This is a genomic window from Phyllobacterium sp. 21LDTY02-6, assembly GCF_023554255.2.
GTDB lineage: Bacteria > Pseudomonadota > Alphaproteobacteria > Rhizobiales > Rhizobiaceae > Phyllobacterium.
This window is the reverse complement of sequence record NZ_JAMJWD020000005.1, coordinates 311,416-325,678: the sequence shown is the minus strand read 5'-3', so window position 1 is coordinate 325,678 and position 14,263 is coordinate 311,416. Positions and strand designations below refer to the sequence as shown.

General features: G+C 60.2%; 13 protein-coding genes. 1 reads left to right on the top strand and 12 read right to left on the bottom strand.

Annotated features, from left to right (window positions below; all coding sequences use genetic code 11):
* Positions 1-156: 156 nt before the first annotated feature.
* From M8997_RS18225 to M8997_RS18185, 9 genes are all read right to left on the bottom strand, one after another.
* Entirely contained in the window at positions 157-921 is a 765-nt protein-coding gene (locus M8997_RS18225) for an SDR family NAD(P)-dependent oxidoreductase (protein WP_250015721.1), read from the bottom strand.
* A 64-nt stretch (positions 922-985) separates the two neighbouring features.
* The gene (hisD, locus tag M8997_RS18220; protein ID WP_250015720.1) at positions 986-2,296 is read right to left on the bottom strand and encodes a histidinol dehydrogenase; all 1,311 of its coding nucleotides are present in this window, start codon (positions 2,294-2,296) and stop codon (positions 986-988) included.
* A 121-nt stretch (positions 2,297-2,417) separates the two neighbouring features.
* Positions 2,418-3,542, bottom strand: coding sequence for a zinc-dependent alcohol dehydrogenase family protein (locus tag M8997_RS18215; protein WP_250015719.1), 1,125 nt, complete (start codon positions 3,540-3,542; stop codon positions 2,418-2,420).
* Positions 3,543-3,579: 37 nt separating this feature from the next.
* Positions 3,580-4,461 (bottom strand): MBL fold metallo-hydrolase, encoded by an 882-nt coding sequence (locus M8997_RS18210; RefSeq protein ID WP_250015718.1) that lies wholly within the window; start codon positions 4,459-4,461, stop codon positions 3,580-3,582.
* A gap of 24 nt (positions 4,462-4,485) precedes the next feature.
* Positions 4,486-5,454 (bottom strand): flavin reductase, encoded by a 969-nt coding sequence (locus M8997_RS18205; protein WP_250015717.1) that lies wholly within the window; start codon positions 5,452-5,454, stop codon positions 4,486-4,488.
* A gap of 17 nt (positions 5,455-5,471) precedes the next feature.
* Positions 5,472-6,815 (bottom strand): MFS transporter, encoded by a 1,344-nt coding sequence (locus tag M8997_RS18200; protein ID WP_250015716.1) that lies wholly within the window; start codon positions 6,813-6,815, stop codon positions 5,472-5,474.
* 82 nt (positions 6,816-6,897) lie between these two features.
* Entirely contained in the window at positions 6,898-7,215 is a 318-nt protein-coding gene (locus tag M8997_RS18195) for a DUF4387 domain-containing protein (RefSeq protein ID WP_250015715.1), read from the bottom strand.
* A gap of 2 nt (positions 7,216-7,217) precedes the next feature.
* Entirely contained in the window at positions 7,218-8,579 is a 1,362-nt protein-coding gene (locus M8997_RS18190) for an acyclic terpene utilization AtuA family protein (RefSeq protein WP_250015713.1), read from the bottom strand.
* Positions 8,580-8,600: 21 nt separating this feature from the next.
* Positions 8,601-9,968 (bottom strand): LLM class flavin-dependent oxidoreductase, encoded by a 1,368-nt coding sequence (locus M8997_RS18185; RefSeq protein WP_250015711.1) that lies wholly within the window; start codon positions 9,966-9,968, stop codon positions 8,601-8,603.
* 184 nt (positions 9,969-10,152) lie between these two features.
* On the opposite strand from M8997_RS18185, the gene M8997_RS18180 reads away from it, so the two are divergent.
* A complete protein-coding gene (locus tag M8997_RS18180) occupies positions 10,153-11,172 on the top strand; it encodes a LacI family DNA-binding transcriptional regulator (RefSeq protein ID WP_250015709.1) in 1,020 nt (339 codons plus the stop codon).
* 44 nt (positions 11,173-11,216) lie between these two features.
* Here the strand turns inward: M8997_RS18180 and M8997_RS18175 are convergent, their stop codons facing one another.
* The 3 genes from M8997_RS18175 to M8997_RS18165 form a co-directional block, all read right to left on the bottom strand.
* Positions 11,217-12,494 carry a TRAP transporter large permease gene (locus M8997_RS18175; RefSeq protein ID WP_250015707.1) on the bottom strand — a complete coding sequence of 426 codons (1,278 nt, stop codon included), beginning with the start codon at positions 12,492-12,494 and terminating at the stop codon, positions 11,217-11,219.
* 1 nt (position 12,495) lies between these two features.
* Complete coding sequence (locus tag M8997_RS18170; protein ID WP_250015706.1) at positions 12,496-13,026, bottom strand: TRAP transporter small permease; 531 nt, start codon at positions 13,024-13,026, stop codon at positions 12,496-12,498.
* A gap of 149 nt (positions 13,027-13,175) precedes the next feature.
* Positions 13,176-14,165 (bottom strand): TRAP transporter substrate-binding protein, encoded by a 990-nt coding sequence (locus M8997_RS18165; RefSeq protein ID WP_250015705.1) that lies wholly within the window; start codon positions 14,163-14,165, stop codon positions 13,176-13,178.
* Between the last annotated feature and the right edge of the window lie 98 nt (positions 14,166-14,263).

Below are 14,263 nucleotides of genomic sequence, written 5' to 3'. Positions count from 1 at the left end.
CTACATCAAACGCGGCATCGGAAGTTCTTGAGCAATCGAGCGGCCGACCCGGCCCTGGCAGAGCCTCCCCCGTGGCCGGCTTCGATGAGCATCCGCTGTGCAACGACCAGTAACAGCATCAGGACAGACGAATTGCGCCACAGGCGTTGGATAGCGCTAATCGGCGGTCCAGCCGCCGTCGACCATGAGGGCCGTTCCCGTGATCATCGACGATGCATCCGAGGCGAGATAGATGACGGCGGCCATGATGTCTTCGACCGTGCCGAGACGACTGAGCTTTATTTTCTCCTCGATCCAGCGCACCCGCTCGGGATCTGCGAAGGTTTGTTCGGTCAAAGGTGTGCGAATGAAGGTCGGGCAGATCGTGTTGACGCGGATACCGCTCCTGCCCCACTCGATCGCCATCGACTTGGTAAAGCCTTCGACCGCGTGTTTGGAGGCGCTGTAGACGGCGCGGTCTATGCCGCCGACCTGCGCCATCTGCGACGAGATGTTAATGAGCGATCCGGGTTTTCCGGCGTCGATCAGACCCTTGGCAATCGCCCGGGTAAGAAAATAGGCACCGCGGACGTTGATGCCGAAAACGGCGTCGAAATCGGCAGTGGTGGTTTCGAGCGCCGGGGTATGGCGGGCGAGCCCGGCGCTGTTCACCAGGATATCGAAGGGGCCGAGAGCCGCGACCTGACGCTCCGTCTCCGTGACATCGGCGACGTCGAGGGAAAGGGCATCGGCAGAGTATCCGCGCGCGCGGATAGCTTCCACGGCCTCGGCGAGCCGGTCCGCGTTGCGGGCCGCGAGAACGACCTGGGCGCCGGCTTCCGCCAGCGCGACGGCGCCGCCCAAGCCGATACCAGAGGACGCGCCGGCGACAAGTGCGCGCTTGCCTTCCAGTCGAAACGAAGGTGTGGTCGGCAATTCCATGGTTCCGGCCCCGGCTTTTGAAGGAATGTGTGCCAGCGGTGGCACGCCCCGTGGGTTATGTACCTTATTCCGCGGCGACGCCATAAGGTACGTTTTTACCGCCATAGCGGCGAACGCGCACATTGGCCTGTTCGGCGTGGCCGACGAAGCCTTCCAGCATGCATAGCCGCGAGCAATAGGCGCCGAATTCGGCAGCAGCGGCATCCGTCGTCACCTTCTGGTAGGAGTGCGTCTTCAGGAACTTGCCCACCCAGAGACCGCCGGTGTAACGCCCGGCTTTCTTCGTCGGCAGCGTATGGTTCGTACCGATGACCTTGTCGCCATTGGCGACATTGGTGCGGGGACCAAGGAATAGCGCGCCGTAGGAATGCATCTTTTCCAGGAACCAGTCGTCGCGGTCGGTCATGACCTGGACATGTTCGGAGGCGATGTCGTTTGCGACGTCGAGCATTTCCTCATAGGTGTCGCAGACGATCACCTCGCCATAATCGCGCCAGGAAGCAGAGGCGGTTTCGGTGGTGGGCAAAATGGCTAGCAGCCGGTCGATCTCGGCCAGCGTCGCGCGTGCAAGCTTTTCCGAATTGGTGACGAGGACGGCCGGGGAGTTGTAGCCGTGCTCGGCCTGGCCCAGGAGATCGGTGGCGCACAATTCGGCATCGACCGTCTCGTCGGCGATGACCATGGTTTCCGTGGGGCCGGCGAAGAGGTCGATACCGACGCGACCATAGAGCTGGCGCTTCGCTTCGGCGACGAAGGCGTTGCCGGGGCCAACCAGCATGTCCACCGGCTTGATCGTTTCGGTGCCAAGCGCCATGGCGCCCACGGCCTGCATGCCGCCGAGAACGTAGATTTCATGCGCCCCCGCCTTGTGCATGGCTGCGACGATCGCCGGATGCGGTTCACCCTTTTGCGGCGGCGCAGCGGCGGCGATGCGTGGAACACCCGCGACAGAGGCGGTCAGAACCGACATGTGGGCAGACGCCACCATCGGGAACTTGCCGCCAGGCACGTAGCATCCGACCGACTGGACCGGAATGTTGCGATGGCCGAGGATGACACCCGGCACGGTCTCGACCTCGATGTCATGCATCGACGCCTTCTGCGCTTCGGCGAAACTCCGGATCTGTGCCTGGGCGAATTCGATATCGGCCATGTCGCGCGCCGTGACCTTGCTCATCGCCGCTTCGATTTCGGAAGCGCTGAGGCGAAAGGAGGGCGGTGAAAACTTGTCGAACTTTTCCGACAGCTCGCGCACAGCGGCGTCGCCGCGGGTCTCGATGTCCTTGAGGGTCGTCTCGACGACGGCGCGAACCCTGGCATCGTCCTCGGCGCGTTCGTCGGCAGGTTTGCCACGCTTGAGATAGGTGATGGTCATGATTGATCTCCCTTTGCGACCAAGCTGTAAGGGCGAAGACATACCGCTTGCAAGTTTTCATAATCATCATGAAAAATTTTCATGATGATTATGCCGAGTCTGGGCTCGTTTGAGCCGGACACTACATCTCGACCACCAGCCGGATCACCTCACCCTTGTGCAACCGGTCGAAACCCTCGTTGATCTCGTCGAGTCTGATCGCACCGCTGAGAAGCTTGTTCACCGGCAGGCGCCCCGACTTGTAGAGGGCGACATAACGCGGAATATCGCGAACCGGCACGCAGGTACCGATATAGCTGCCCTTCACGGTGCGCTCCTCGGCGACAAGGCTGACAATGTTGAGCGGCATGGCCGCCGTTGGCGCAGGCAGCCCGGCCGTCACCGTCGTTCCGCCGCGCCGGGTCATTTTGTAGGCGGTCTCCAGCGCCTTTTCGGAGCCTGCGAACTCGAAGGCGAAATCGGCGCCGCCATTTGTGAGCTTCCGGACTCTTTCGACGGCATCCGCGTCGCGGGCATTGACCGTCGCCGTTGCCCCGAGCTCGCGGGCGGTCTCCAGCTTTTCATCCGACAGGTCGACCGCTATCACATGCGCCGCACCCGTGGCTATCACGCCCAGCAAAGCCGCCAGCCCCACACCGCCGAGACCGACGATCACTGTGGTCTGCCCCGCTTGGACCCTTGCGGTGTTCACCACCGCGCCGACCCCGGTCAACACCGCGCAGCCGAACAGCGCTGCCTCATTGAACGGGAGGTCCTTATCGATCTTGACGATCGAGCACCGCGACACGACTGCGTGGTCGGCGAAGGCGGAGCAGCCGAGATGGTGATGAACCGGCTCTCCATCAGAGTGCAGCCTGATGTCTCCAGTGAGGAGCGTGCCCTTGCCATTGGACGCGGCACCCGGCTCGCATAGTGCCGGTCGTCCCTCCGAGCATGGCAGGCAATGTCCGCAGCTTGGCACGAAGGCCAGCACGACATGATCGCCCACATCCAGATCGTCGACGCCTTCACCGAGTTCGACCACCTCGCCTGCCGCCTCGTGGCCGATTGCCATCGGCAACGGCCGCGGCCTGCTGCCGTTGATGACGGAGAGATCCGAATGGCAGAGCCCGGCCGCACGGATACGCACCAGAACTTCTCCGCGTCCCGGGCGGTCCAGATCAAGCTCGGCGATTTCCAGTGGCTTGCTCATGGTGTAGGGCATGCTGGCGCCCATCTGGCGAAGCACGGCGGCTCTGATCTTCATGTCTCTCTCCTTCAAATGCGATCTGCAGCCAGCGACGCTAGCACGGCAAACACCGCACACGAAAACTTTCGCCGGCGGTTTCGATATGAGCCGCATGCGGCGCCAGAAAATGTCCGGTCATCAGCATCCTGCCGGTATCTGCTATGTCTGCCAGCAGGGCGTTACGGGTGTGTGCCGACTGCACTGGATCCTCGCAGCCCATGCAGCTAAGCCGCGGATATCTGAGCTGGATCGGGTGATGGATGATGTCGCCCGAAAACACGCACTCGCGGCCATTGGAGTGCAGCCAAATGGCAACATGGCCAGGCGTGTGGCCGGGTGCCGGCTTGAACGTCAGGCAGCCGTCAAGCTCGTATCCGTCGTTCACCAGCACCACTTGCCCGGCTTCGACGACAGGCAGGACACTGTCGTTATAAGCGGCAAGATGATGGCTGCCCGGGTCGGAGCCATATTTTTCGGTCCAGTAATCGTATTCCTTCCGCCCGAAAATATATTTTGCGTTCGGGAAGGTCGGCACCCAACGCCCGTCGATGAGCCTCGTATTCCAACCGACATGGTCGGCGTGAAGATGGGTGCAACAGACATAATCGATCGCATCGGGCTCGGCGCCCGCCGCACGCAGGCGCTCAATGAAGGGCGTATCAAGATTGGACCATTGATTGCGCGCGTGACGCTTCTTGTCATTGCCGACACAGGTATCTACGAGGATCTTGTGCCGACCGGTATCGATCAGCCAGGCATGAATGCTGAGCTTGATCTGGTCCGTAGCGGGGTCATGGAACATCGGCGTTAGCCAGGATCGCTCCCGGGCCAGCATTTCCTCTGTGACGAGTGGAAAGAAGGACCTCATCTGGAACGACGTGTCCTCCATCTCCCATATGGCGGAGACCACGATGTCTCCGATGGCAAAGCGGGTCATCACACCTCCACTATCCGTGTGCGCTCAAGCTGACGCAGCGACTGCCTGCTGCCGAACCGGCGGCCAGCCGCTATCCCGTGATGTCGCGAGCCTGTTCAGCAGTTGTTTCAGCACCCAGGCCTCGTTCTCGTCGAGAAGGGCCAGAGTTTCGGCTTCCGCCGATTTCAGCATTGCGACTATCTCGATCATCGCCTTGCGACCCTCCCCGGTTAGATGCGCCGTTCGCGTCATTGTTCCATCGACCTTGATAAGGCCTATGGACTTGAGTTTGTTGATCGTTTCGTCAGTGATCTCGTCTCCGCGCGAGCGGCCGATCTCGCGAATTTCCTCGAGCGCGCGGCCATCCTCATGGCCGAGCAGTGTCAGAACGGCATAGTCCGCGCCACTCCATCCGCGTCGACGCCGTTCTGCCATCGCGTCGCTGCGAATCTGATAGAATACGCGCGAAATCTGATAGATGAAGTCGTCCGGCGAAAGGCTGCTTTCCTTCTTTTCGAACGAGGTTGCGTCGCCGGCGTGGCGAATGAGCCGGCCATACTGCCCGCCGTGAAAGATCAGCGGCGGCGTGCTGGAATGCTGGAAACCGATAATTTCGCCAACGAAAATGATGTGGTCGCCGCCTTCGTACTGATAGGCGGTACGGCATTCGAAACGGGCTGCGCAGTTTTTCAGAAGCGGAATTTCGTCTTCGCCACGCTCGACTGCCAGCCCATCGAACTTGTTTTCCTTCTTGCTGGCGAACAGGCCGGATATGTCGCTTTGGTCTGCCGACAGGATATGCACGGCGAAATGTTCGGCCTGCCTGAAATCCTCGAAGCTGGACGAGGTTTTCGCCAGGCTCCAGAGTATCATCGGCGGATCGAGCGAGACCGAGCTGAAGCTGTTGGCCGTCCGTCCGATATCCCTGTCGCCAACGGCACGAGTGGTGACGACGGTGACACCCGTAGCGAAAGATCCGAGGGCGTTGCGGAGAATGCGTTGATCATGGGACATGGCGTCTGGCTCCTGTCTTATTGATATTGATGGACGGCCCGTGTCGAGGATGCCGGTTCGAGCGCGCCTTCGTTAGATTCCTCTTCGAGATCGGCACCGGCTGCTTCGCGCAACGGAACGATGCTGAGGACTGAGAGGCAGGCAGCTGCCATGATGTAGCACGCAAGCGGTATCCAGGTTCCCGACCACGCCCATAGTGCTGCTGCGATCATCGGCGTCGGCCCACTCCAGAGCACGGTGGCGAACTGGTAGGCGACCGATACGCCGCTATATCGCACCGAGGCGGTATATTGCTCGGCGACGAGGCTGGGTTGCGTGGATTGCGTCGTCGCCTGTCCGAGGACGATGGAAAGTATCATCGCCGCCGTGATCCAGAACACGTTCGCCGTATCGAGGAACAGGAAGAACGGTGCGATGAACAGGCCGTTAAAAATCATCCCGCCCATGAATACGCGCTTGCGGCCGATCCGGTCGGACAAAGCGGCGAAAATTGGCTGGGCGACAAAACAGAATACCGCAGCGATCATCAGGGAATTCAATGCGGTGCCACGATCAATGCCAACCACGGTGGTGAGGTAGACAAGCGAATAGACAGCAACGACGTAGAAACTCGTGTTCTCTGCTGCCTGGCAGGCGATGAGAAGGGTGGTCTTCTTGCCGTGCTTGCCGAGCACTTCGACGACGGGCAGGCGCTCACGCTCGCCCTCGGACTTCATTTTCCGGAAGCTCGGCGATTCCGCCAGGCGGCGGCGCAGGTAGATGCCGAAGACCAGCAGCACGCCGCTGAACAGGAACGGTATGCGCCATCCCCAAGCCATGAACTGTTCGGGCGTCGTCAGCGCGCCGACGAGCGCCATCATGCCCGACGACAGAAGAAGTGCCGCCGGAATGCCCATCTGAGGCCAACTGCCGAAGAAGCCCCGCGTCCGATTGGGCGCGTGTTCGACGACCATCAGTGTTGCCCCTCCCCATTCGCCGCCGACCGCAAAGCCCTGCAGAAAGCGGAGCAATGTCAGAAGGATCGGCGCACCGACGCCGAGCACCGCATAAGTGGGGATGAGGCCGATCAGGAACGTGATGCCCCCCATCATGGTCAGGCTGAGCACCAGCATGGCCTTCCGGCCGATCCGGTCGCCGAAATGGCCAAACACGATGCCGCCCAACGGGCGGGCGATGAACCCGACAGCAAAGGTCGCGAAGGCCGCGATCATGCCCGTTGCGGGGTCGAATTCAGGAAAGAATATTTTGTTGAAGACGAGGGCCGTGGCCGTACCGAAGATGAAGAAATCGTACCACTCCAGGGTCGACCCGATGAAGCTTGCGAGCGCAACCTTGCGGATGTCGGATGTTTCTGTGGCCATAAGCTCCTCCCAAAGCTGATAGTGGCAACCGCATGGACCTCCCTGCGTCCTCCTGCAAGAAGACCCATGCGCGGTTTTCAGGTCACTTCTGAAGCGGGATATCTACATCCAGCAGCGGCGCATGTTGCTGCGCCCCATAGACGTCGGTATCTCCGATATCGCCGGCAGGTACCGCCCGCGGAAAGGTTGCCTTGAAGGCGGACGCCGTGTCGTAGGGAGTGAAGAGCACGTCCTCTTCCTTGACGCCGTAGAGTTTTGAAAACAGCGCGGCGTTCAGCACCCCGGTGGCCTTCACCTCTTGATAGACCGAGTGATCCTCGAACAACACGTCGATCGTCACGTTGAAAGGACCGGCATTCTTGCTTTTGCAGATTTGGGCAATGTCTCTGATGAGGGCCATGGTCAAACTTTCTCGTATTCGATGGGGAAGAGAGCGCAAGGATCACTTACCTCGACTGTATGGAAGATGCTGAAGCGGTACATCGGTCCCATGTCGATATCGGACGGACTGAACGGGAAGGCCATGTTGCCTTCCTTGCAGAGGCGTCCTGGAAAGTCCGCGTGCAGCATGGAGGTCCGGGCCATGGCGATCACCGCATTGGCGACATCCGCAGTCTTTCCGACCACCTCGATCACGAAGCCCAGTTCGTGGCTGGTGATCTGCTTGACCGGCTCCCAGCTGCCCATGACACCATCCTTGCCGTAGCAATGGACGATCATCCGGTAGTCGTCGCGCGGCACGCCGAAGGACTCGGCCTTCACAGCCACCTTCTCACGATGGGTCGCGAGATAATCGTCGATCTGCGAGATCAGGATCGGGTCGCGCGTGCCGCAGATGGCGATGGCGCGATAACCGGCCATCTCGACCCCCTCCAGCTTCACCGTGTAGCGTTCCGCGGGCGTCCAGGTCATCCCGTCGATCTTGACCGCGCGGTCGCTGATGGCCTGGAACCGGCAATTGGCCGTATCGAGAAGTCCGCCTGGCTCGACATGATGGATAGGGCTCGAATTTTCATGCAGCGCGAAGTTCGCAACCGCCAGCGGCGTCGAACGACGGATCGGGTTCGGCGGTTCGCAAACAACATGATCGTCGCGAACACGCAGGAAGATGCAGTCTGGCTCCTTCGGCACCGTCGGCTCGGCGCCGCATTCCAGCATCTTGCCCGCATACCAGGATGGTGCGGGCGCCATGCCGGCGCGGATTGCGGGTGCGGCCCATTGCGCCGGGTCACTGCTGCGACCAGCGAGAATGACCTGCGCTCCTTCGTCGAGCGCCCTGGCGAACGGCTCCGGCCCCATCATGCCGACAACGCGGGTTGCGTTGTCGATCATGCCGCGATCGAGCGGCCTCATCTTCCCCAGCGGCTTGGTCACGCCGGCTGTGGCCCATTGGGCAAGATCGCCCTTGCTCTGTTCCGAATGGATTAGCGCCATCTTGAAAGACAGCTTTTCCTCCCGCGCGATTTCACGCACAAGCGCTGCCGTATCCTGCAGATGCGGCTCCCCGCCCGCACCACCGGATGTACCGATAATGCAGGGAATGCCCGCCGCGACGCTCGCCTGCAGCATCAGCCGCAAGTCACGCTTGACCGACAGGCGGGAGCAGAAGGATTTTCCCGCGCCAAGATAATAGGGCCCTGGATCGGTGCTGCCGCCATCGCAGCCGATGACATGCGGCTCCCAGGACATACCGATCTTGAGCGACTCTTCCGCATAGCCATAGCCGAGGATACCGCTCGTCGAGAGCATTCTGAATTCTTTCATCGATCTTCTCCGACTGCTGTCTTATTCGGCTGCGCGGCGCTGGGCAGGATGGGTCGGCATGGAGATGCCGAGATTTTCGCGGAGCGTCGTACCGGCATAGTCCTTCTGGTAGACGCCGCGTCGCTGCAACTCCGGCACCACGTAGCGCACGAAATCCTCGTAGGCGCCTGGGGTGTGCGTCGCGGCGAGCACGAAGCCGTCGCAGGCCCTCGAGGTGAACCATTCTTCCATCTGGTCTGCGACCATGGTCGGCGTGCCGCAGAAGATCGGGAACTCGCCGATCGTGCCGCGACCGGAATAGTGTACGAAGTCGCGCACGGTCGGGTTGGGTTTGCCGCTCAGCGTGATCACCCGCTCCTTGAAGCCCGACCAGGAAAGCTTCTTCAGCTCCTCGTCGGTGAACTCGCTGTCCATCGGCTTGCTGGCGAAATCAAAGTTGAGTGCTTCCGACAGAAGTACGAGGGCATCGATCGGCTTGGCGAGCGCACGAATATATTCGCGCTTCTCCTCAGCGATCTCCACGCTTTCGCCGACGCAGACATAGCAGGCCGGACAGATTGCAACTTCGTCCGGGTCGCGACCGGCGGCGGCGACTTCTTCCTTTACGGCGGCATACTGCTTCTGGCCTGTCTCGATCGTCGGGTAGACGACGAAGATCAGGTCGCCCCACTTACCGGCAAACTGGCGGCCACGGCCGCTCTGGCCGGCCTGGATGAGCACGGGGCGTCCCTGCGCCGACGGCGGCACAGGCAGTGGGCCACGCGAGCTGAAATACTTGCCCTTGTGATTCAGACGATGAACTTTCTTGGGATCGGCGAACCGGCCCGTCTCCTTGTCGACGATCAGCGCGTCGGGCTCCCAGCTGTTCCACAGCCCCGTCACCACTTCCATGAATTCGTCGGCTCGCTCGTAGCGCAGATCATGGGCGAGATGCTCGGTACGGCCGAAATTGGCGGCCTCCGAATTATTGAGCGACGTCACGACATTCCATGCGGCGCGGCCCTTGGTCATCAGGTCGAGCGTGCCGAACAGGCGTGCCACGTGGAAAGGCTCGTAATAGGTCGTCGAATAGGTGATGCCAAGACCGATATGGCTCGTCGCCATACCAATCGCGGTGATGATCGAAACCGGGTCCATCTTGACGACGCGCACCCCGTTCTCGACTGCCTCTTCGTGATCGTCGCTATAGATATCCGGCATCGCCAGGCGGTCGTCGAAGAATGCGAGATGGAACTTGCCCTCCTCCAGGATGCGTCCGATGCGCTGGAAATACTCAGGCGAGAGAAAGTCGACGGCACCGGCAGGATGCCGCCACGAGCCTGGTGCAATGGAGCAATTCTGCGCCTGCAGAAAGCCAACCATTTTCATCTGGCGTTTTGAACTGGACATCGCTCCTCCCACATCAAGCAAATCAATAAAGTTGCGCAAACGTTTGCGCAATCTGATCCAAACGGTTTATGTGTTCGATGTCAAGTTGCGTTCTAAAATTTTGTCGCCGCCGGCGCATTTTCCACCGACTCGCAGTTGGCGCATATCGACGCGACAGGCCGCCACCGTTTTGCTATGAAGCCGCATGAGCTCAATTTTGACCCCACCAGCACCACGCAGAGCAACGGTCGTCACCCTGTCGGAACTGGCCGGCGTCGCGCCGTCGACGGTGACGCGTGCCCTGAAGGGAGACACCCGCATTTCAAAGAAGACGCGGGACTTGATTCTCGGGCTTGCAAAAGAACATGGCTACATGCCCAATGTTCTGGCGCGCACGCTATCTTCCGGCAAGAGCGGGCTTTATGGCCTCGTTTTGGGATCGGCGGAAAACCCCTTCTACCTGGAACTTCTATATGAAGCGACGCGACAGGCCGAGAAGCTCGGCTTTCGTCTGCTCATCATCCATGCCGGCGGCGGGCCGATCGAAGACATCACTGCCCAGGCGCTAATCCAGTATCAGGTCGACGGCTGCATCATCTCGTCAGCCATCCTGTCGTCGCGCGCAGCGGAAATCTGTGCGCAGAACAACGTGCCGCTGGTCATGGTCAACCGTGTGGCCCTTGCCCATGGCTGCTTTGTCACTTGCGACAACCGCGCCGGTGGAGTCGAGATTGCCAGGCTGATGATCGCCCGCGGCAGGCGCCGTTTCGGGCTGGTCTATACCGCGTCCAGCAGTTCGACCTCGCGGGAACGCGAGGAAGGTTTCGTCTCCGAACTGGAGCAGGCGGGCCTGAAACTGGCCGTCCGCATCGATGGCCACTCCAACTATGACGGAGGCTATGCAGCCGGCCAGGAGATCGCAGCCCTGCCCGCGCATGAACGGCCGGATGCGATATTCGCGCTTAGCGATATTATGGCGATGGGCGTCCTCGACGCATTGCGCCTCGCATCGATCAACGTACCCGAAGATATTGCCGTCGCCGGCTTCGACGGCCTGCCAAGTTCGGCGCGGCCGATCTACGACCTGACCACAATCCAGCAGCCTCTGCCACTGATGATCCAGCGCGCCTTTGAGCTTCTGCAGGCCCGCACCCTCGACCCGAGCCTGCCGGATGAACTGATCGCCATGCGCGGAAAACTCATCATCCGCGGCTCCTGCGGCTAACGTGAAAGGGGCATGTAGTGCCCCTCCCCGACACCGGCATCTTATTACTTACTGAGTGACGGAATGTAGGTCACGATCTCCGGGAAGAAGTAGATCGCCAGCACAGCGCCCAGCATGATGAATACATAGGGCAATGCCCCGTGCATGACCTCTTTCAAACTCGATCTTGCTACGGACTGGATGACGAAGAGGTTCATGCCGACCGGCGGTGTGATCAATGCGATTTCAATCATCAGCACAAAATAGATGCCGAACCAGACCGCGTCGATGCCGTGAACGCCGAGTGACGGCAGCAGCACCGGCAACACGATCAGGATCATCGCGATCCCTTCCAGGAACAGGCCCATGACAAGCAGAACCGCCGTGACCGAGATCATGAAGAGACCGGCTGATTCGATATTGGCAGCGATCCACCCTGAAATTTCGTAAGGAATGCGGTAAAGCATGATCGCCTTGCCGAAGACATTGGCTCCGGCGATGATCAGAAGAAGGTTAGCGGTCGTCAGACCCGCCCCGAATACTGCCTCGCGGAAGTCCGTAAAGGACACGCCACGTCGCATGCCGAAGACATAGATCAGCGTCATGACGAGGCCGACAGCGGCCGATTCCGTCGGTGTGAAGACGCCCGCATAGATGCCGATGATCATAGTCAGCGCGATAACGATTGTCGGCAGGGCTCGCACGCTCGCCATCATGCGCCCGCCATCTCCGGCGGCGGCCTCGGTTTGTGGAGCCCCGCCAAGGAACGACTTGATGACGCAATAAACCAGGAAGGCGGCAATCAGGAACAGGCCTGGGCCCACGCCTGCGAGGAACATTTGCGCCGTGGATTCCTCCGCCACCGCGGAATAGATGATCAGCGGGATCGAAGGCGGGATGAGAATGCCGAGCGTGGCGCCGGCAGCAAGCGTGCCCATGACGAAGCGGCGGTCATAGCCACGGCTCACCATTTCGGGGATGGCAACCGTGCCGATCATGGCGGCAACGGCGACGGAGGAGCCCGAGATCGCAGCGAAAATGCCGCAGGAGATGATCGTCGCGATCGCAACTCCACCCCGCACGCCGCCAACCCACCGCTGTACTGCGTCGAAGAGGTCCTTCGCCACACCTGCCTTTAGCAGGATGTTGGAAGTGAGCAAAAAGACGGGTACGGCGAGCAGGATGAAATTATTCACCGAGCCGAGGAATTCCATGGACACGCTGGCGAGCGGTACGCCCTTCATCATCAGAAGCACGATTCCGGTCGTCGTCAGTGCGATGCCGACTGGAATGCCGGTAAACAGGAAGACGAAGAGCGCGATCAGCACAAGAACGCTTTCCATATCAGATATCCTCGTGGCTGAGTTCGGTCTTGCGACGTTGGCCGGTGGCGACAAGCAGGATCAGATCCAGCGCGGCCTGGATGAAGAATAGGAAAAAACCGACGGCAACCGGCAGATAGAAGAGCCAGTACGGAATGCGCAGCACGCTTGCCGTAGCGCGGCCAACCGCGGCGGAATCAAATGCCGCAATGGTCGCCTCCCAGGAAACAAGAGCACAAGCGACGGAGATGACCGCAAAGGCAAGTCCCTCGAGCATCATCTTGCCACGCTCACCCACGGCATCGGAAAGAAGCGTGATCGAAATCAGTTGCCGGCGATTCATACAGGCCGGAAACAGGAGGAATGTCGCCCAGACCATGCCGAGCCGTGAGGTCTCCTCTACCCAATCCGTCGGACTATTGAAAAAGTATCGCAATGCCACCTCATAGGCGACGATGACGCCGATGAAGAGGTAGATCCATGAACTGTATTCACCGATCTTCAGGATAGTCGCCTCGATGGCGTTCACCCACTTCTTTTCTTGCGGGGGCATAATGCCGTTCCTCCCAGAATTTCACGCCTGACCAACGCAGGCGTTTGCGCATATGCGCAGTTGGCCGTAACGGTGGCTGAGCCACCATCCTTGCTTCTAGTGTTGACCGGTCCTTTGGCCTTACGGCAGCGTGAGGAGCACCAAGCCGCCTATTGCAGTTTCTGCGCTTCTTCGAACACGGAACGGGCAAGTTCGTTTCCGTTTTCGTAGAAGGCTTTGGCGACAGGCGCCGTCTTCTGCTTCCACTGGCCGATCTCTTCGGGCGTGAGATCGATGATCTCCATCTTGTTGGAGAGAACGTCACGCGTGTGCTTCGTGGCGTCGAAGATGCGGTCCATCAAAACGGCCTCAAGCTTGGCGGCTTCTTCTCGAAAGATGGCCCGAAGCTCGCCCGGCATTGCGTCGAGCGCCTTCTCGCTCATCAGGGCGAAATGCGTCTCGTACATGTGGTCCGTGGCGATCACATATTTGGAAACTTCGTAGAGGCGCCGCTCCTCGACCGACGGCCAGCCAGTCAACCCGCCATCGACGATACCGCGCTGGAGCGCCAGAAACTGCTCGCCGCCGCTGGTAACCACCGGTGCTGCGTCGAGCGCTTCGACAAACTCGCTGACGGTCGTGCCGAATGTCCTGATCTTGAGCCCGTTCATATCGGCGGGCAGATGAACTTCCTTGCCCGCTGTAATCATCGTGATGAAGCCGTAAGGGATCCAGAAAAGGGCATGAGACCCCGTCTCGTTGATCCTTTTATCCAGCATGGTGCGGATCGGCGTGCCGGGCAGGACGGCACGGTCAAGTTTCTCGCGGGTATCGAAATAGAAAGGAACGGCAAAGACATTCAGCGCCGGGACAGTGCCGGCGAGAATGGATGCCGACGCGATCCCGATGTCGATCGTGCCATTCGCTACCGCCTCGTCCATGTGCTGATCGCTGACGAGCGATCCGGAATCATAGAATTCGAACACGATTTCGCCATTCGTCCGCTTCGTTACATTCGCGGCAAATTCTTTGACGACCTTGGTGAGATAGTGATTGTGGGGAACGCTCGTCGCGACTCGCAGAGCGCGTTCGGCAGAAAATCCCTGGCCTGCGGTAGCAAGAACGGCCGCGCAAACGATGGCCAGCGTTCTCAATTTCATGGTGCTCCTCCCATTCTGTTTCACGACTGGATAAAACGAACAGGCCCTCCTGCCTGCTCGTTGCCAAGTGCGCAAACGTGTGCATGAAACATGTCAAA